Consider the following 16159-nt stretch of genomic DNA (forward strand, 5'->3'; position numbering starts at 1 on the left):
CATGCTGACCGCGCATCTGCCTTCGGGCTATGTTTTGGCAAAGGCTATCGGCCGGACGGGGCCATGGGCGATGGGGGCGGCCCTGCTGGGGGCGGTGGCGCCCGATTTCGACATGCTGTGGTTCTATTTTGTCGATCAGGGGCAGACCCATCATCATCGGTTCTGGCCTCATATTCCGGCAATCTGGCTGGCCATCGCCCTCATCTTCTGGCCAGTGGCGCGTCGTGTCCCGGCGCGTCAGCGTCAGGCCGTGGCGATCTTTCTGGCGGCAGTCGCGCTGCACCTGCTGCTGGACAGTCTGGCGGGCGGGATCATGTGGCTGTGGCCCATAAATGATCGGTTGCTGCATCTGGTAACGGTGCTGCCGCGCTATGATCACTGGGCCCTCAGCTTTATCCTGCACTGGACATTTCTGGCCGAGATCGCGATCTGGATCGCTGCGGCGATCCTGTGGCTGCGTCAGCGCCTCAAAAGGCCGGTGCTTGCGTCGCCCGCCACGCGGGGTTAGGTCAAGGGTTCTGCCGCGACAGGTGCCGCCATGACCAGACCCCCTTCCCCGCCGCCACCCCCCGCCAGCACGGGACCGGGGCAGCTGTCCCCGCCCGATATCCGGCGCCTGCCCATGCCGGAATTCATCGGGATGCTGGCCTTTCTGTTCGCCACCATCGCCTTTTCCATCGACGCCATGCTTCCGGCCCTGCCGGACATCGCCGCCAGCCTGACGCCTGACAATGTCAACCGCGCCCAGCTGATCCTGACCAGCTTTGTCTTTGGCATGGGGCTGGGGACGCTGTTTGCCGGCCCGATTTCGGACGCGATCGGGCGCAAACCTGCGATTACCGCTGGTTTCGCCATCTATATCGCCGCCGCCGCCGCCGCGCTGTTCGCACAGTCGCTTGAGGTGTTGCTGATCTGCCGCTTCATTCAGGGCGTCGGGGCCTCTGGGCCACGCATTGTCGGCCTGGCGCTGGTGCGCGACCTTTATGCCGGGCGCGAGATGGCCCGGATCACCAGTTTCGTCATGATGGTGTTTATCATGATCCCGGCACTGGCGCCCTCGCTGGGGGCGGGGATGATCTGGCTTGGCGGATGGCACGCGGTCTTCATCGCCTTCATCTGTTTTGCGCTGATCGGCGGGCTGTGGCTGAACCTGCGTCAGGACGAAACCCTGCCGCCTGAGCGCCGGCGCCCGCTGAAGGCCGGCCCCCTTGGCGCCGCCATCCGCGAAGTGCTGACCGACCGTCAGGTGGTCTTGTGCATCATCGTTCTGACCCTTGGCTTCGGGCAGATGTTCGGTCTGCTGTCCTCGGCCCAACAACTGTTTGGCGAGGCTTATGGCAAGGGCGATCAGTTCCCATTGTGGTTCGCCGCCATGGCATTGCTGTCGGGCAGCGGCACCATCGTGAACGCCCGTCTGGTGATGCGGCTGGGAATGCGGCGCATCGCGCGCGCCGCCTATCTGATGCAGATCATTTCCTCGGGGCTGTTCGCGATCTGTCTGTTTGGCGATCTTTTGCCGGATATTCTGCGCTTTCCGGCCTTTTTCCTGTGGGCGGTCAGCGTCTTTTTCATGGCCGGGGTCACCTTTGGCAACCTGAATGCACTGGCGCTGCAACGCATGGGGCATATCGCGGGCATGACCGCCTCGATCGTGGCGGCGGCCTCGACGCTGCTGGCGGTGGTCATCGCGGCACCGGTCGGGCTGTCCTATGACGGCACCGCATTGCCAATCACCTTGGCGACGCTGATCTGTTCGGCGCTGGCATGGCTGCTGATGGGCCGGATGACGGATTAAACTTATTCGCGCCAGTGCCTGGCGATCCAGCTTGCCGGGCGCAGATAATGGCGCAGATGCCGCGACAAACCGTGACGCCTGCGACCATCGAAAGCCGCGCGCAGATGGTCCAGCGGCGTCCGCGCCGGGTCGCCATCGCCCCAGCGACCATTGACGGCATCGTGCGGGTTGATGCGCCCGGCAAAGATCACCACCCGGCTGCCGCGCGGGATGCGCGGGGACATCACATAATTCAGCGGAAAATGCGGCACCGATTGCAGGCGGAAATGCGTCACCCAGCCGCGCGGCCAGAACCTGATCCCGCCGGGGGCGTTGCGGGTGACAAATCGCTGCTCGAACCGATAGGTATCCGCAATGCCCTGCGGGTCGGCCTGAAACATCTGTTGCAGCGGTGCCAGCCGCCCGACCTGCATCCGATAGATCGAGGTCTGTCCCAGCTTCTCGAACGGGGTCGAAAGGTTGCGCGCCAGAACCGTATCCTCGGGGTCGCCAAAGCTGAAAAACGGGTCCAGATTGCCGGTAATGACGCAATCGAGATCGACGAACAGCACCACTCCGGTCACATCGCCCAGATCGCCCCATAACCGTGATTTCGGCCATTTCCCCAGGGTATTCGTGGGCGCCGTATATTCGAAGTCCGGCAGGGGCCGGATCTGCACTTCGGGGCGGATACCGGCACCATCGTCGGTAAAGCAATACAGCCGGAAAGGCGGCGTGATATTGCGCGCCACCATGCCATAAAGGCGATTGACATATTCGGGCCCGTATTTGGTGCCCCATTTGATGCAGATAACCTGTTTCATGCCCATGTTCTGGCCTGCCCGAGGGGCGCAGGCAAGCCCCGGCAAACAAGAACATCAAAAGCATGGCACAGATCATCGGCAGGCATTCCCGGCTATCATCGTCACTTCGGCACAGGCTGACCGCAAAAGATTGAGATTCCGTTTACAGCCGCGAAAAAAATCATGTTCCGCATTAACCGGATGGTAACGGATCATGCGCCATGTTGGGTGACAGCGGCGAATCACGGGGTTACGGGAAAGGGGTTCTTGACAGTGCAGGACAGGCGGCTATAAGCGCGCATTCATTGGTGTTGGTGGCCCCCGCAAGGGGATGCCTGTCGGGCACGCAACCGGGATGACCGGAACCGTGGCCAAAGGACAACGCCCTTCGAAACCACAAAGAAGGAGATCAGCGATGACCAAACGCACCGCTGCCAAGTACAAGATCGACCGCCGCATGGGCGAAAACATCTGGGGCCGCGCCAAGTCGCCGGTGAACCGCCGTGAATATGGCCCCGGCCAGCACGGCCAGCGCCGCAAGGGCAAATTGTCCGATTTCGGCACCCAGCTGCGCGCCAAGCAGAAGCTGAAAGGCCATTACGGCGATCTGACCGAAAAGCAATTCCGCCGCATCTATGCCGAGGCCGAGCGCGTCAAGGGCGACACCGGTGAAAACCTGATCGGCCTGCTGGAGCGTCGTCTGGACGCCGTCGTCTATCGCGCCAAATTCGTGCCGACCATCTTTGCCGCACGCCAGTTCGTGAACCACGGCCATGTGACCGTGAACGGCAAACGGGTGAACATCCCGTCCTATCGCGTCAAGGAAGGCGATGTGATCGCCGTTCGCGACCGGTCCAAGCAACTGGCCATCGTGCTGGAGGCCGTTTCCCTGGCCGAACGTGACGTGCCCGATTATCTGGAAACCGATCACAGCAAAATGACCGCGACCTTCGTGCGCACCCCGGCGCTTGGCGATGTGCCCTATGCCGTTCAGATGGAACCGCATCTGGTCGTCGAATTTTACGCGAAGAACTGATCTTCGCGACAATCGACCGCTGTTTCAAAGGCCGCCCCCTGGGGCGGCCTTTTCACTTGCCCCTGCGCCGCCGTGCCCTGTGCAATTGCGACATTTTTGACATGCCCCGGCCCCCGGCCCCGCGGCGGGACTTCCAAAGCCCCCGGCCAGCGCATAGAGATCATTCCAAGCCATGAGGAACCGCTGCCATGACCGACCATCCCCAGATCCAGCCACAACCCGGCATCATGGAAATCGCGCTGTATCAGGGCGGCGCGGCACAGATCGCGGGGCGCAGCGACGCCATCAAGCTGTCATCGAACGAAAACCCTTTCGGGCCCTCGGACAAGGCGCGCGACGCGGTGATCCGCGCGGCGCATAAGCTGCATCGCTATCCTTCGTCAGACCACGCCGCGCTGCGGCAGGCGATCGCTGAGACCCACGATCTTGACGCCGACCGGATCATCTGCGGCGTCGGCAGTGACGAGGTGATCCACATGCTGTGCCAGGCCTATGCCGGCCCCGGCGACGAGGTTCTGTTCACCGAACACGGCTTTCTGATGTATCGCATCGGCGCCCATGCCGTCGGCGCCACGCCGGTGCAGGTGGCCGAACGCGACCGCGTCACCGATGTCGACGCGCTGATCGCAGGGGCGACCCCGCGCACCCGGCTGATCTTTGTCGCCAACCCCAACAACCCCACCGGCACCATGATCGGCCTGCCCGAGCTGGAGCGGCTGGCCCGCGCCGTGCCGCAGGCCATTCTGGTGATTGACGCGGCCTATGCCGAATATGTCGGTGACTATGACGGCGGCGCCGATCTGGCAACGCGACTGCCGAATGTGGTGATGACCCGCACTTTTTCCAAGATCTATGGGCTTGGCGGGTTGCGCATCGGCTGGGGCTATGGCCCGCAGTCAATCATCGACGTGCTGAACCGCATCCGCGACCCGTTCAACCTGTCACAGGCGGCGCTGGACGCCGCCGAGGCCGCGATCCGCGATCAGGACCATGTCGCCCGCTGCCGCGCCGAAAATGCCCGGATGCGGGTCTGGCTGGCCGAATCGCTGGCTGAAAAAGGGGTGCCTTCGGACACCTCGATGACCAATTTCATTCTGGCCCGCTTTGCCGATCAGCCCACCGCCGAGGCCTGTGACACCGCCCTTCAGGCCGAGGGCATCATCGTGCGCCGCGTCGGCAGCTATGGCCTGCCGCATTGTCTGCGCATCACCGTGGGTGACGAATCCTCGTGCCGCAGGGTGGCGCATGTGATCGGCCAGTTCATGGCCCAGAAACAGGCCACAGCATGAGCGATCAGCCCGTTTTTCAACAGGTTGCGCTGATCGGGCTGGGGTTGATCGCCGGCTCGATGGCCCATGCCATGCGCGAAAACGGTCTGGCGGCGCGGATCACCGGCTATGCCCGCAGCGCCGCCACCCGTGACGAGGCCCGCGCCCTGAACCTGTGCGAAGTCATGGACAGCGCCGCCGAGGCCGTGCGCGGGGCCGATCTGGTGGTGCTGGCGGTTCCCGTCGGCGCCATGGGGCTGGTCGCGGCAGAAATCGCCCCGCATCTGGCGCCCGGCGCGATGATCACCGATGTCGGCTCGGTCAAACAATCGGTCATCGACGCCGTGGCCCCGCATCTGCCCGATCACGCCGTGTTCATTCCGGGCCACCCGCTGGCGGGCACTGAACATTCCGGCCCCGCCGCTGGTTTTGCCACGCTGTTCGTCAACCGCTGGTGGCTGCTGACGCCGCTGCCCGACACGGACCCGCAGGCGGTGGCGCGGCTGCGCGCGCTGATCACCGGCATGGGCGCCCATGTCGAGGAGATGGAGCCGACGCATCACGATCTGGTGCTTGCCGTCACCAGCCACACCCCGCATCTGATCGCCTATACGATGGTGGGCGTGGCCGATCACCTCAAGCGTGTGACCGAGGGCGAGGTGATCAAATATTCCGCCGCGGGTTTCCGCGATTTCACCCGCATCGCCGCCAGCGACCCGACGATGTGGCGCGACGTGTTCCTGCATAACCGCGAGGCGACGCTGGATATTCTGGGCCGCTTCACCGAAGAGCTGTTCGTGCTGCAACGCGCCATCCGCATGGGCGACGGCCAGCACCTGTTCGATTATTTCAGCCGCACCCGCGCCATCCGTCGCGGCATTATCGAGGCCGGTCAGGATACCGAGGCCGCCGATTTCGGGCGCAGCGGCGGACCGGCGCAGAAATAACCGGCGGTGCGTCGCCCCGATTAACATTTTTTTATCGACGCCCTGAAATCGGGGGAAACTGCGGCTGTCGGCGCGGCGTTTGGATGCTATGCGCCCTGTGACCCTGCCCGTTCTGGCCGTCTCGTGGCTGACCTTCATGGCCAGCACCCTGGCCTATGCGCTGCTGCCGCCTGCGGTGGGGGGCACGGCGGGGCTGGGGCTGATGGAGGGGGCCACAGCCACCGCCATGGCCCACAGCACACAGATGTTGTTGCGGCCGCAATCCGGCATGTCGCTGTGGCTGCTGCTGGTCGGCTGTTGGGTCACACTGGGGCGGCATCTGACGCAGGTCGCCGCCACCGCGCGACGGCTGGGGGTGGCGCAGCGCCGCGCCCATCGTGCCGATCTGCGCGCCATCCGCAGCGACCTGCCGCCGACGCCGCGTCATATGCTGCGCCTGCATCGCCCCGATCTGGCCTGGCGCGAACATCTGCCGCTTGTTGTGGCACTGCTGGCCGGGGCGGGCTGGCCGTGGCTGGTCCAGCCCGCGCCTATGGCGGCGCTGATGCTGGCGCTGGTGATGATGCTGGCGGCGCTGATCGCGGTCATCCGCGGCCAGCGCGATGGCCGCCGCGTGGCCCGGCGCAGCGGTATCGGCCTGTTCGGCGGCTGGGCCAGCCTGTCGACGCTGCTGCTGTTCGCGGCCTTTCTGGCCGATCGCTTTGGCCTGCCTTTGCAGGTCACGCAGGCCTTTGCCATCGGCATTATCATCGTGATCGCCATGGCGGTTCAGCTGCGCATTCACGGCACGGTCAGCTTTTCCGTGGCGGTCATCTGGGGCCTGATCGGCATTGCCGCCGTCACCATGCCGGTCAGCCCGTCCATGGCGACGCTGGCGGTGGCGGGCATTGCCGCCATCGCGCTGGTTCTGGTGCTGGAGGTCACATGACCCCCCCGGACGGCCTTAGCCGCCCTTTGGTTTTTGCCGGACCTTATGCTTGGACAGCGCACCGGACTGGCTGATCTTGGTGGCCTTGTGACGATAGGGGTTCTTATCCCCCTGATCGCGGAAGGTCAGCCGGATCGGCGTGCCGGGCATGTCGAAATCAAGCCGCAACCCGTTGACCAGATAACGCTGGTAACTGTCGGGCAGCTTGTCGGTATGCGTGGCCTTGACGATAAAAGCCGGGGGCCGGGTCTTGATCTGGGTCATATAGCGCAGGCGAATGCGCCGCCCGCCCGGTGCGGGGGGCGGGTGCGCCTCGGTCATGGCGGACAGCCATTGGTTCAGCCTGGCGGTGCCGACGCGGCGGTTCCAGACCTCATGCGCCTTCAGGATGGCGTTATGCAGGCGGTCAAGGCCCTTGCCGGTGCGGGCACTGACGGTCACCAGGGGCGCGCCCTTCAGCTGTGGCAGCAGACGCTCGAACGCTTGGCGCAGTTCCTTCAGCTTTTCGGGCTTGTCCTCTTCAAGGTCCCATTTATTCGCGGCCACGACCACGGCGCGGCCCTCGGCCTCAGCGAAATCGGCAATGCGCAGATCCTGCTGTTCGAAAGGGATGGCCACGTCCAGAAGCACCACCACCACCTCGGCAAAGCGGACGGCGCGCAGGCCATCGGCCACGGACAGCTTTTCGACCTTGTCGGTCACTTTGGCCTTTTTACGCATTCCGGCGGTGTCGAAAATCCGCATCGGCGTGCCCATGAAATCGGTGGTCACGCTGATGGAATCGCGGGTGATGCCGGCCTCGGGTCCGGTCAGCAGGCGGTCCTCGCCGATAATCTTGTTGATCAGCGTGGATTTGCCCGCATTGGGCCGCCCGATTACCGCCAGTTGCAGCGGGCGCGCGGCGCTGGGGCGCCAGTCCTCGGCGCCTTCGCCGGTTTCGGCGGCCTCGTCTGACAGTTCGACATCGGTTTCGGGCATGATCGGGGCGGGGCGGGCGGCCTCGACCTCATCGGCCAGCGGCGCCAGCACCCGATACAGGTCGTCCATCCCCTCGCCATGTTCGGCGCTGATGCGCAGCGGCTCGCCCAGACCAAGGCCAAAAGCCTCCATCGCGCCGGCCTCGCCTGCGCGGCCTTCGGCCTTGTTGGCGGCCAGAATGACGTGTTTGGCGCGCTTGCGCAGGATGTCAGCGAAATATTCATCCGCCGCCGTCACCCCCACCCGCGCGTCAATGACGAACAGGCAGATATCGGCCTCGTCCACGGCGCGTTCGGTCAGGCGCCGCATCCGGCCTTGCAGGCTGTCATCCTCGGCCATTTCCAGACCGGCGCTGTCGATCACGACAAAGCGCAGCGGCCCCAGACGACCATCGCCCTCGCGCAGGTCGCGGGTGACGCCGGGCTGGTCATCGACCAGCGCCAGACGCTTGCCGACCAGACGGTTGAACAGGGTGGATTTGCCGACATTGGGACGCCCGACAATGGCAAGTGTGAAGGTCATTGGAATGCGTGCAATTGGCCATCGCGGCCGGTGACATAAAGGGTGCGGCCCGCCACGACCGGCGCACTGGCCGCCCCGCCCGGGATCGCCCCCTGCCCGACCAGTGCCCCCGAGGCCGGGTCAAACACCCGCAGCACCCCGTCGCTGGAGGCCACGAACAGCCGCCCCCCGGCCAGAACCGGGCCAAAGCTGGCGGTGATGCGGTCCTGTTTCTTGATCTTCTGATCGGTGAAATAGGGCAGGTCCACGGACCAGACCCGCGCGCCGTTGCGCGCATCCAGCCGCACCAGCTGCGCCTGATCGTTGACCGCGAATACCGCGTTGCCGACCGGCAGCACCGGGCTGTTGGCGCCGTCGCGGGCCGACCAGTCCTGCGCGCCGCTGGCCAGATCGAAAGCGTCGATCCGGCCAGACGAGCTGCCGGCGAAGACCTTGCCGCCGCTGATCACCGGATCGCCGGTCAGGTCGCGAATCACCGCGATGGACCGGCCACGGCGCACGCCCGCCACCTGTCCCGACCACAGCGTGCTGCCGCTGTCGGCATCGACGGCCAGCAGCTGACCGGAATTGAACGGGAACACCACCGTGCTGCCCGAGACTGCCGGGGCCGAGACGCCCATCACCCCCGAGCTGGAGGTATTGCCGCTGGTCTGCCACAGCACCTTGCCGTCGCCCGCGCGCACGGCCCAACCGACCGCATTGCGCGCGGTGACATAGACCACGCCATTCGCCGCCGTGGGGGCACCGGCGATGGGCGCGCCGACGCGCTGGCGCCAGATGACCGCGCCGCTGCGCGCATCCAGCGCCACCAGCTCGCCCCAGCCGGTGGTGACATAGACATGACCCGAATCATAGGCGACACCGCCGCCCGACACGCTGTCGCCGCGTTCGCCCGCGGGGGTGACATCGGTGGACCAGACCCGGCCACCATTGCGGGCGGTGGCGGTGACCCGCGCGCGGCTGTCCAGCGTAAAGATCACGCCCCCCGCGACCACCGGATCGGCGGTCAGCCGGTGCCGGCGATCCGCCGCGGCGCCGATCGGTGCCGACCAGATGCGGGTGGTCCCGGCCCCCAGCGCGACATGGCCGCTGGCATGGGCGGCCCCGCCCGCGCGCTGCGGCCAGTCGGCATTGGCGCGCGCCGCCGGCAGCGCCAGCGCCGCCGTGGTCGGCGCGGGATCGCCCACCACCCCCGGCCCATCGGGCGAGGTCACCGCGCGCGGGTCCAGCCGCTCGCCCTGAAGGATCAGCTCGCGCTCGGCGCAGCCCGCCAGCAATGCGGTCACACCCAGCGCCGCGATCATCTGCTTTCCGGTCATCCCAGCCCCCATTTCTTCGCCCCGTTTCTTTGCCGCGCCCATTGCCGGGCCTCAGCCGTTGGTTCCCATCGCCGCCGGGTTTGCCTCGGCCGCGGGTTCGGGTTCTTCGCCAAGCGTCACCATCATTTCCGCCAGCCGGCGGCGCAGGTTGTCCGACAGCCCGTCACGCGCCTGAATCTGTCGGATCAGCGTGGCCGCATCTTCGTCGCGCCCGGCACCGATCAGCGCGATGGCCTTTTGTTCCAGGGCCAGCAGCTCAAACGGCGCACCGGGCTGGGACAGTTCGGTCAGCATCGCGTCGCGCTGCGCCAGATCCATCCCCGAGCCTTGCACAATCACCGATTTCAGCCGCGCCAGATCGCGCAACAGCACATCATTGCCCGCCGCCTGTACGGCCCCATCCAGCGCCGTCACCGCCTGCGCCCCGGCCCCGGCCTGTTGCTGGTGGCTGGCAATCAGCAGATCGGCCAGCGCCGCATGGCCCGCGCCGCCCTGACCGGCCAGCGCCCCAAGCGCGGCCACCGGCTGGTCCGAACCTTCGGCGGCCAGCACCGCATCGCCCCAGTCCTGCGCGGCATTGCGCGCCTTGGCGATGCTGTATTCGCGCCACGCCGCACCGCCGACGATGCCAAGGATCACCAGCCCCGCGATCCAGCCATAGCGGCGAAACGCGGTAAACAGGCGGTCGCGGCGCAGGTCTTCGGTGACTTCGTCGATAAAACTGTCGCTGTCGTGGGCCATGGTCTTTCCGGCTTTGTGCTTTGCCCCCTTATACTTGAGGGCGCGCACAGAACAAGGACGCAAGCGCAGCCGCGTCACAGCCCCGGTCAGCCCGCCAGCGCCCCGCCCTGTCGCCCCCGCCGCCAGACCGCGCGCGACCAGATCGCCAGCGCCGCCCAGATCAGGACAAACGCAATCATGTGCCAGCGGGTAAATTCTTCGTGCAGGACCAGCGTCGCGACCAGAAATTGCAGGCTGGGGTTAAGGTATTGCAACAGCCCCAGACTGGCCAGATCGACGCGCCGCGCGGCATAGGCAAACAGCATCAGCGGCACCGCCGTCATCGCCCCCGATGCCAGCATCAGCGCCGTCACCCCGGCATCATCGCCAAAGCGCAGCGCCCCGGCCATGCCCGCCGGCAGCCAGCCCCAATGCCCCGCCGCCAGCCAGACCAGCGCCAGCGGCGCCAGCAGCGCGACCTCGGCCGCGACCGAGATCATCGGCCCCAGATCCAGCCCTTTCTTGACAATGCCATAGGCGCCAAAGCTGACCGCCAGCGCAAGGCTGATCCATGGCGTCACCCCCAGCCCCAGCGTCAGCACCAGCACCGCCAGCCCCGCCATCGCCACCGCCAGCCATTGCGAGGGCCACAGCCTTTCGCCAAACAGCGCCACCCCGGCCAGCACCGCCACCAGCGGAAAGATGTAATACCCCAGCGAGGCCTGAACCGCCTGCCCGTTCTGCACCGACCAGATGAATAACAGCCAGTTCAGCGAAATCATCAGCGCCGCCAGCATGATGCGCCCGATCTGCGGTCCGCGCAGGATCGCCCACAGCGCCCCCAGCCGGCCCTGCGCCGTCAGGATGGCGCCGAACAGCATCAGCGACCAGATAGTGCGATGGGCCAGCACATCCCATGGGCCGACCACCGCCAGCGCCTTGTAAAAAATCGCTGACAGGCCCCAGACAAGGCAACAGCCGGTCATCGCCCACAGGCCCTTTATGCGTTCCGTCATTGCGCCCCCCGCGTTCTGCGCTGACCCTTCCGCACCGCCCGATCCCCGCCGCGACCCGCGCCGGATCGCGCCGTGGCCGCATCCCGGCACAGCAGACCGGCATGATCCACAGCCCCGCGACCGGCACAAGCCCCGGCACCACCGGGCGCCGGACCATGCCCGCGCGACCGGCACCTGCCGTTACGAAAAACGGCACCCGCAGGGGGTGCCGTCCATCGTCCACGGAAACGCCGACAGCCTTACATGCGGCTGGCGACGTTTTCCCAGTTCACCAGATTATTCAGGAAGTTTTCCAGATATTTGGGCCGCGCATTGCGGAAGTCGATGTAATAGGAATGTTCCCACACATCACAGCCCAACAGCGCCGTCTGGCCAAAGCACAGCGGGTTCACGCCGTTTTCGGTCTTGGTGATGTTCAGGCTGCCATCGCTGTCCTTGACCAGCCACGCCCAACCCGAACCGAACTGACCGGCACCGGCCTCACTGAATTTCTTCTTGAACTCATCGACCGAGCCGAACGCCTCGGTCAGGGCTTTTTCCAGCTCGGACGGCATGGCGGTCTTGGCCGGGGCCATCATTTCCCAGAACTGGCTGTGGTTCCAGTGCTGGCTGGCATTGTTGAAAATGCCGTTCTGCGCCACGGCGCCCTTGTCATAGGTGCCTTTGACGATCTCTTCCAGCGATTTGCCGTCCCATTCGGTCCCGGCGACCAGCTCGTTCAGCTTGTCGACATAGGCCTTGTGGTGCTTGTCGTGGTGATATTCCAGCGTCTCTTTCGACATGCCGCCATCGGCCAGCGCGTCATGGGCATAGGGAAGATCGGGAAGCGTGAAAGCCATTTCGGTTTCCTTTCCAGTAAGTTCGCGTGGGCGCTTGTGCCATGCGACGGGGGGAATGCAAAGCCCGTTCACAGGGCTGGTGCTGCCCCCTCAACGTCCGCCGGTCAGGCCCGGTTCCGGCTGGCGCGGTGTTGCGAACGGTTCGCAAAAACAAGGGTTTGCGGGGTTCAGCGCGGGTCCAGCGCGGCACCGTGGCGGGCCGCGCCCGACAGCGCCTCGGCCATGTAACCCGCGACCGAGCGAAAGCAGATCAGCCGCAGGTTCTGGCCCCGCGCATCATCGGGGGTTTCGCGCCAGACCGCACAGGCCACCTGCCCCGCCCGCGTCCGCCGCACCCCGTCATCGGGCAGCGCCTCGAAATCGACCGGCATCAGCTTGGCCAGCGCCTGCGTGGCGCGCCCGCCCTCGACCGCGAACAGGGCGCGCATATCGCTGACATCCGCGACCAGCGCGAACTGACCCGCCAGCGCGTCGTTCAGGCTGGCCACCGCCTGCGGGGTGTCGGACAGCGGACAGATCAGCAGCATCTCGTCCGGGGACATCCACAGCAGTCTGCGCTGGTCATCCGACACAAACCGCCCGGTGGCGGGCAGGTCCATCGCCAGCGCCGCCGCAGCCGCCTGCGCCACCTGATCGCGGGCGCGGATCAGCACCATGCCGGGCATCGGCAGACGGGTCACATTGGCCAGAACCTCAGCCATTGGCACGCACCCCTTCCTTGTCAAAGAATACCGGGTCGACCACCTGCGCCCGCAGCGGCGGCTGGTCGGCCATGTGGAATTCGACCACCTCGCCCATGCGGGCCGGGCCGTGGCGCAGCAGGCCCATGGCGATGGGCCGGTTCAGCGTGGGCGAGAAATAGGTCGATGTCACCCGCCCCTGCACATTGCGCTGATCGTTGTCATTGCGCCCCCGGTCCACGATATAGGCCCCGTCGGGAATGACCCGCCCGTCCAGACTGTCCAGCCCGACCAGTTTCCAGCGGTCGGGGTCGGTCATGTGGCTGCGCATCTGTGCGCGCTTGCCGATAAAGTCGGTTTTCTTCTTGCTGATCGCCCAGTCCAGCCCCAGATCCTGCGGGATGATGGTGCCATCGGTTTCATCCCCGATCATCACAAAGCCCTTTTCGGCCCGCATGATATGCATCGCCTCGGTGCCATAGGGGGTGACGTCGAACACCGCGCCACGTTCCATCAGCCGGTCCCATAATTGCTGGCCAAAGCGCGCCGGGGTTGCCAGTTCAAACGCCAGTTCCCCCGAAAAGCTGATGCGATAGACGCGCACCGGGATGCCTGCCAGCTCGCCCTCGGCAAAGCCCATGAAGGGCAGGGTTTCGGGCGACAGGTCCATGCCGCCAAGCCGGTTCAGCAGATCGCGCGATTTCGGCCCCGCGACGGCGATCTGTGCCCATTGTTCGGTCACATTGGCGGTATAGACCTGCCAGTCCCACCATTCGGTTTGCAGCCAGTCCTCCATATGGGCGTGGATATGCTCGGCGCCGCCGGTGGTGGTGTGGCACAGGAAGGTGTCGGCATCCAGCCGCACGACCACGCCGTCGTCGATCAGGAAACCGTTTTCCGAACAGACCAGCCCATACCGGCATTTCCCCGGCTTCAGCCCCGACATCATATTCGTATAAATCATGTCCAGGAACCGCCCGGCATCCGGCCCCCTGACCAATATCTTGCCCAGGGTCGAGGCATCCAGCAGCCCCACCCCGCCGCGCACGGCCAGAACCTCGCGCCGGATGGCGTCATCGCGGGTTTCTGTGCCGCGCGGATAGGCATAGGGCCGGCGCCAGTGCCCCACCGGTTCCCATGCGGCATGGTTGCGCGCGTGCCAGCCATCCATCGGCGTCTGGCGCAGCGGCTGAAAAAGCGGGCCGCGCGCCTCGGCGGCGACGGTGCCAAGGGTCAGCGGCGTATAGGGCGGGCGGAAGGTGGTGGTGCCGGTCTGCGCCACCCCCTGTTTCAGCGCCCCGGACAGAATTGCCAAGCCATTGATATTGCTGATCTTGCCCTGATCTGTCGCCATACCCAGCGTGGTGTAACGCTTGACATGTTCGACCGATTCATAGCCCTCGCGCGCGGCCAGTTCCACATCGCTGACCTTGACGTCATTCTGGAAATCCAGCCACATCTTGAAACGCAGCGGGCGCGCCGCCTTGGCGGGCATCACCCAGACCGGCAGGATCGGCGCCTGTTCGGGCGCGTCTTCCAGACCGCCGGTCAGATCGCCACTGGCCGCGCCCACCGCCGTGGCCATCGCCGCGCCATCGGCGCCGCGCGGCGGGTGTGCCGGGTCGGGGCGGAACAGGGACGCCGCGTCGTCCCAGATCAGCTTGCCGCCGCAATGCGACCACAGATGCACCACCGGCGACCAGCCCCCCGACATTGCCACCGCGTCGCAGGCGATCTGTTCGCTGACATGGCTGCCATCGCCCGACATCGGACAGACCGCCACGCCGGTGACGGATTTGCGGCCCGTCACCCTGGCCACCGCCATATTGTTCAGCACCCGCACGCCGCGGTCGCGCACCGCCACGGCCAGCGGGCTGTCATGGCGCGGGCGGGCGTCAATGACGGCGGCAACCGACAGCCCGGCATCCAGCGCCACCAGCGCGGTGCGATAGGCGTCGTCATTATTCGTCACCACCACGATGTTGCGCCCCGGCGCCACCGCGTAATCGACGATGAAATCGCGCATGGCCGAGGCCAGCATCACCCCCGGCACATCGTTGCAGGCAAAGGCCAGCGGGCGTTCCAGCGCCCCGGTGGCGGTGACAATCTGCCCGGCCCGGATGCGCCAAAGCCGCTGGCGCGGCAGATCGGCATTGGGGTCGTGATCGGCAATATGTTCCGCCGCCAGCAGATAGCCGTGGTCATACAGCCCCGTGGCCATGGTGTTGCGGCGCAGGGTGACATTGGGCCGCGCCGCCAGATCGGCCAGCAGCGCCTCGATCAGGGCCGCGCCATCGGCACCGGCATCGACCGGGCTGCGCCCGCCCCAGACCGGGCGCTGTTCCAGCACGATCACCCGCCCGCCCTGATCAGCCGCCTGGACGGCGGCGCGCAGACCGGCAATGCCGCCGCCCACCACCACCGTATCGGCATAGGCATAGGCCTGTTCGTAACGGTCCGGGTCGGGCTGGCGCGGTGGCCGGCCCAGACCGGCGCTGGCGCGGATCACCGGTTCGAACAGGTGTTTCCACGCCCAACGCGGCTGCATGAAGGTCTTGTAATAAAACCCCGCCGGAAACAGCCGATAGGCCAGATCATTGACCGCCCCGATATCGACATCCAGCGAGGGCCAGCGGTTCTGGCTGACCGTCACCATGCCGGGCAGCAGCGCGGTGGTGGTGGCGCGCTGGTTGGGTTCGAACCGCGCCCCCTGCCCCAGCCCCAGCAGCGCGTTGGGTTCCTCGGCCCCCGAGGCCATCGGCCCGCGCGGGCGGTGGTATTTGAAGCTGCGCCCTTGCAGCAATATCCCCGCCCCCAGCAGCGCCGAGGCCAGCGTATCGCCGCGAAAACCGCGCAGATGGCGGCCGTCAAAGCGGAACGGGGTGGACCAGGCACGGTCGATCAGGCGGCCACCCGAGGGCAGGCGATGGCTGGTCATTGATCAAAGCTCCAATCCGGGTGGGTTTCGCGGATCTTTTCGACGATCTGCGCGGGGGGCTGGGTGGTTTGCGCCGGATAGGTGCCATAGACGCGCAAGGTGACGGTGTCGCGCGCGGCAATGAACCATTTGCCGCAGCCATGGCTGTGGCGCCAGCGTTCCAGATGCGGGCCTTTGGGGTTGCTGCGGCGAAACAGGTAATCCTCGAATGCGGCATCATCGCCTTCGGGGCCGACACGTTTCAGATGCGCCTCGCCACCGGCGTGAAGCTCGGTCTCTTCGGCGGCGATGCCGCAATAGGGACAGGTCAGGATCAGCATGGGCGGTGGTCCCTTGTCTGGCGGGACGCCGGGGGCTGACTGCCCCCGGACCCCCGTGGATATTTGCACCA

Annotated in this window: 15 protein-coding genes; 6 read left to right on the forward strand and 9 right to left on the reverse strand. The window is 66.1% G+C overall.

The features are described from left to right. Position 1 precedes the first annotated feature (1 nt). Together ACFXP9_RS11460 and ACFXP9_RS11465 are read left to right on the forward strand one after the other, a co-directional pair. The gene (locus ACFXP9_RS11460; protein ID WP_397208705.1) at positions 2–508 is read left to right on the forward strand and encodes a metal-dependent hydrolase; all 507 of its coding nucleotides are present in this window, start codon (positions 2–4) and stop codon (positions 506–508) included. 132 nt (positions 509–640) lie between these two features. Further along, a complete protein-coding gene (locus ACFXP9_RS11465; RefSeq protein WP_397208811.1) occupies positions 641–1795 on the forward strand; it encodes an MFS transporter in 1155 nt (384 codons plus the stop codon). 2 nt (positions 1796–1797) lie between these two features. Here the strand turns inward: ACFXP9_RS11465 and ACFXP9_RS11470 are convergent, their stop codons facing one another. Then, complete coding sequence (locus tag ACFXP9_RS11470; RefSeq protein WP_397208703.1) at positions 1798–2598, reverse strand: glycosyl transferase; 801 nt, start codon at positions 2596–2598, stop codon at positions 1798–1800. A 394-nt stretch (positions 2599–2992) separates the two neighbouring features. On the opposite strand from ACFXP9_RS11470, the gene rpsD reads away from it, so the two are divergent. The 4 genes from rpsD to ACFXP9_RS11490 all read left to right on the forward strand — a co-directional run bounded on the left by rpsD (position 2993) and on the right by ACFXP9_RS11490 (position 6756). After that, the gene (rpsD, locus tag ACFXP9_RS11475) at positions 2993–3613 is read left to right on the forward strand and encodes a 30S ribosomal protein S4 (RefSeq protein WP_397208702.1); all 621 of its coding nucleotides are present in this window, start codon (positions 2993–2995) and stop codon (positions 3611–3613) included. A gap of 188 nt (positions 3614–3801) precedes the next feature. Further along, the gene (gene hisC, locus ACFXP9_RS11480; RefSeq protein WP_397208701.1) at positions 3802–4902 is read left to right on the forward strand and encodes a histidinol-phosphate transaminase; all 1101 of its coding nucleotides are present in this window, start codon (positions 3802–3804) and stop codon (positions 4900–4902) included. Then, complete coding sequence (locus tag ACFXP9_RS11485) at positions 4899–5828, forward strand: prephenate/arogenate dehydrogenase family protein (protein WP_397208700.1); 930 nt, start codon at positions 4899–4901, stop codon at positions 5826–5828. The genes hisC and ACFXP9_RS11485 overlap by 4 nt, the downstream gene beginning before the upstream one ends. 88 nt (positions 5829–5916) lie before the next feature. Continuing rightward, complete coding sequence (locus ACFXP9_RS11490; RefSeq protein WP_397208699.1) at positions 5917–6756, forward strand: hypothetical protein; 840 nt, start codon at positions 5917–5919, stop codon at positions 6754–6756. Positions 6757–6771: 15 nt separating this feature from the next. Here ACFXP9_RS11490 and der read toward each other — a convergent pair whose 3' ends face one another. The 8 genes from der to ACFXP9_RS11530 form a co-directional block, all read right to left on the reverse strand. Beyond that, on the reverse strand, positions 6772–8256 hold the full coding sequence (der, locus tag ACFXP9_RS11495) for a ribosome biogenesis GTPase Der (RefSeq protein ID WP_397208698.1): 1485 nt from the start codon (positions 8254–8256) through the stop codon (positions 6772–6774). Continuing rightward, positions 8253–9575, reverse strand: a complete 1323-nt coding sequence (locus tag ACFXP9_RS11500) for an outer membrane protein assembly factor BamB family protein (protein WP_397208697.1) — start codon at positions 9573–9575, stop codon at positions 8253–8255. Before ACFXP9_RS11500 ends, der begins: the two co-directional genes overlap by 4 nt. Positions 9576–9626: 51 nt before the next feature. Further along, entirely contained in the window at positions 9627–10316 is a 690-nt protein-coding gene (locus tag ACFXP9_RS11505) for a tetratricopeptide repeat protein (RefSeq protein ID WP_397208696.1), read from the reverse strand. A gap of 86 nt (positions 10317–10402) precedes the next feature. After that, positions 10403–11311 carry an EamA family transporter RarD gene (rarD, locus tag ACFXP9_RS11510; RefSeq protein ID WP_397208695.1) on the reverse strand — a complete coding sequence of 303 codons (909 nt, stop codon included), beginning with the start codon at positions 11309–11311 and terminating at the stop codon, positions 10403–10405. A gap of 239 nt (positions 11312–11550) precedes the next feature. After that, complete coding sequence (locus tag ACFXP9_RS11515) at positions 11551–12150, reverse strand: superoxide dismutase (RefSeq protein WP_397208694.1); 600 nt, start codon at positions 12148–12150, stop codon at positions 11551–11553. A gap of 167 nt (positions 12151–12317) precedes the next feature. Beyond that, positions 12318–12851: a sarcosine oxidase subunit gamma gene (locus ACFXP9_RS11520; protein ID WP_397208693.1), complete on the reverse strand. Its 534-nt coding sequence runs from the start codon at positions 12849–12851 to the stop codon at positions 12318–12320. Next, positions 12844–15768, reverse strand: coding sequence for a sarcosine oxidase subunit alpha family protein (locus ACFXP9_RS11525; protein WP_397208692.1), 2925 nt, complete (start codon positions 15766–15768; stop codon positions 12844–12846). Before ACFXP9_RS11525 ends, ACFXP9_RS11520 begins: the two co-directional genes overlap by 8 nt. Continuing rightward, positions 15765–16088: a sarcosine oxidase subunit delta gene (locus ACFXP9_RS11530; RefSeq protein WP_397208691.1), complete on the reverse strand. Its 324-nt coding sequence runs from the start codon at positions 16086–16088 to the stop codon at positions 15765–15767. Before ACFXP9_RS11530 ends, ACFXP9_RS11525 begins: the two co-directional genes overlap by 4 nt. Between the last annotated feature and the right edge of the window lie 71 nt (positions 16089–16159).

The sequence above is a fragment of the Paracoccus jiaweipingae genome, assembly GCF_044335505.1.
Taxonomy (GTDB): Bacteria; Pseudomonadota; Alphaproteobacteria; order Rhodobacterales; family Rhodobacteraceae; genus Paracoccus.

What these genes read in the sequence shown, in the direction of transcription:
- ACFXP9_RS11460 (WP_397208705.1), top strand. Translation starts at nt 2, where the DNA reads ATGCTGACCGCGCATCTGCCTTCGGGCTATGTTTTGGCAAAGGCTATC.
- ACFXP9_RS11465 (WP_397208811.1), top strand. Translation starts at nt 641, where the DNA reads ATGCTGGCCTTTCTGTTCGCCACCATCGCCTTTTCCATCGACGCCATG.
- ACFXP9_RS11470 (WP_397208703.1), bottom strand. Translation starts at nt 2,598, where the DNA reads ATGAAACAGGTTATCTGCATCAAATGGGGCACCAAATACGGGCCCGAA.
- rpsD (WP_397208702.1), top strand. Translation starts at nt 2,993, where the DNA reads ATGACCAAACGCACCGCTGCCAAGTACAAGATCGACCGCCGCATGGGC.
- hisC (WP_397208701.1), top strand. Translation starts at nt 3,802, where the DNA reads ATGACCGACCATCCCCAGATCCAGCCACAACCCGGCATCATGGAAATC.
- ACFXP9_RS11485 (WP_397208700.1), top strand. Translation starts at nt 4,899, where the DNA reads ATGAGCGATCAGCCCGTTTTTCAACAGGTTGCGCTGATCGGGCTGGGG.
- ACFXP9_RS11490 (WP_397208699.1), top strand. Translation starts at nt 5,917, where the DNA reads ATGCGCCCTGTGACCCTGCCCGTTCTGGCCGTCTCGTGGCTGACCTTC.
- der (WP_397208698.1), bottom strand. Translation starts at nt 8,256, where the DNA reads ATGACCTTCACACTTGCCATTGTCGGGCGTCCCAATGTCGGCAAATCC.
- ACFXP9_RS11500 (WP_397208697.1), bottom strand. Translation starts at nt 9,575, where the DNA reads ATGACCGGAAAGCAGATGATCGCGGCGCTGGGTGTGACCGCATTGCTG.
- ACFXP9_RS11505 (WP_397208696.1), bottom strand. Translation starts at nt 10,316, where the DNA reads ATGGCCCACGACAGCGACAGTTTTATCGACGAAGTCACCGAAGACCTG.
- rarD (WP_397208695.1), bottom strand. Translation starts at nt 11,311, where the DNA reads ATGACGGAACGCATAAAGGGCCTGTGGGCGATGACCGGCTGTTGCCTT.
- ACFXP9_RS11515 (WP_397208694.1), bottom strand. Translation starts at nt 12,150, where the DNA reads ATGGCTTTCACGCTTCCCGATCTTCCCTATGCCCATGACGCGCTGGCC.
- ACFXP9_RS11520 (WP_397208693.1), bottom strand. Translation starts at nt 12,851, where the DNA reads ATGGCTGAGGTTCTGGCCAATGTGACCCGTCTGCCGATGCCCGGCATG.
- ACFXP9_RS11525 (WP_397208692.1), bottom strand. Translation starts at nt 15,768, where the DNA reads ATGACCAGCCATCGCCTGCCCTCGGGTGGCCGCCTGATCGACCGTGCC.
- ACFXP9_RS11530 (WP_397208691.1), bottom strand. Translation starts at nt 16,088, where the DNA reads ATGCTGATCCTGACCTGTCCCTATTGCGGCATCGCCGCCGAAGAGACC.